The organism is Pseudoalteromonas sp. SR45-5, assembly GCF_014163565.1.
In the GTDB taxonomy this organism is placed as follows: Bacteria; Pseudomonadota; Gammaproteobacteria; order Enterobacterales; family Alteromonadaceae; genus Pseudoalteromonas; species Pseudoalteromonas distincta.
The window spans coordinates 1-1662 of sequence record NZ_JACJDN010000761.1; the positions used below are offsets into that span (position 1 = coordinate 1).

Genomic DNA, 1662 nt, shown 5'->3' on the forward strand with positions numbered 1-1662 from the left:
CTGGTACAGTGCTTTATCTGCAGCCTCTATCCAGCGCTCATGATTTTTAAAATCATTACTGCTACCAGCCAGCCCTATACTTACCGTCATTGTTATTTCAAAGTGTTTATACTTAACAGGGTTACTTTCTATCAATACCCTTAAACGCTCAGCAAATACAAAAGCGCCTTCTTTGTCTGTATCAAGTAATGTCACTGCAAACTCTTCACCGCCATAGCGCCCTGCAACATCAGTCTCGCGCAGCGTCGTACGTAGTAAGTTAGATAAATGACGAAGCGATTCATCACCACAGCTATGGCCATATTCATCATTTATTTTTTTAAAGTGATCAATATCAAACATTAATAATGTACTACAGCCACCACTTCGCTTAACTCTTAAAAACTCTTGGCGTAGCGTACCTTCCCAATGTCCACGGTTTGCAAGCTGCGTTAAGCTATCTGTTTGACTTACTTGTTCTAATTTTTTGTTTAACTCTTCAAGCTCTTTTTTATTTACCGCGACATCTGTTACATCATACAAAATAATACAAATATGGCTAACTTCGCCCATCGTATTTGTAAGAGGGATAAATGTCGCATTTTGATACATGTAATCAGCTTTACCAGTAATAGGTCGATAATTTTTAAACCTAAAAATGTATGGCTGCTGCTCCCAAATCGTAAAAGAGCGGTTTTTTAAAACAAAAACCGACTCAGATTTACTTCTAAACCATTTTTCGTCTATTGCAGGAAATAAATCAAATAGATCTTTATCTTTTACTGCGCTTGGTAGAAGCCCTGAATGGTTTTCCATAAAACCATTCCATACACACACCTTATAATCCCTATCGAGTACCACAAGGCCTACATCAACGGTATTAAACATATCCATTAACCAATGGATCTCATTCATTTCTAAATCAGCGGCCATAACTTAATCTTCTAATAGGTAAGCAACTTTGTATTTCAAAGTTTTAAGTGAATCTTCAGTAAATAACAGCATGAGGTCGCAATTTATATCATGGTTTTCAATACCGTAACTAATCTCTATTGCAAGGGTGCGTTGCCAACGTGACTTGTTTGATTTAACCAACTCAGATACATCTCTGTGTTGGCCAAGTACAATAGGGTGCCCTTGACTAAATGACATATCGAGCTGTTTTGAAAGACCCGTTAAAATAGCGCCTATCAAAATATTACTAATATCCATAAGCAGCTCAAGTTCAACTTTATCGTTTAACTCGCCGTCATAGTTCATCAAAGAAGCTATTTCTTTAAAGCTTGAATCATTTAAAAGTAATAGCGCCTCGCCCGAAATACCACCGCCAATAAAGCCCTGGCACACACCCGATGTAGCTGCGTTATTATCTATAGACTGCAGCGCCATATCGAGTTCATTAACTTCCAAAATATTCACATTAGGAATTGGTAACTCTACAAATACATTAAGAAGACGTGCAAGTAAATCCCCAGCCTGCCCCATAGCAACGTTAGTTAGCTCTTGGTATATATCCCGAACATCAGGGTCGACTTGCTCTCCTAGCGAATGAGAGAGACGCTCACGCATGGCTTTATCTTTAATCCCATGGTGTTCAATTATGCTGGCTAGTTTTTCGGGAGAACATGGTTTTTGAATAAAATCGATAGCACCAAGCTCAAGCACTCTTTGGTGTGCACTTGG

2 protein-coding genes are annotated in these 1662 nt (G+C 38.6%); both read right to left on the reverse strand.

The features are described 5' to 3' along the window. A partial coding sequence (locus tag H5072_RS18750) for a diguanylate cyclase (protein WP_182694427.1) occupies positions 1-912 on the reverse strand: 912 nt, incomplete at its 3' end. 3 nt (positions 913-915) lie between these two features. Then, positions 916-1662: response regulator (locus H5072_RS18755; protein WP_182694428.1), on the reverse strand; the 747-nt coding region annotated here is incomplete at its 5' end.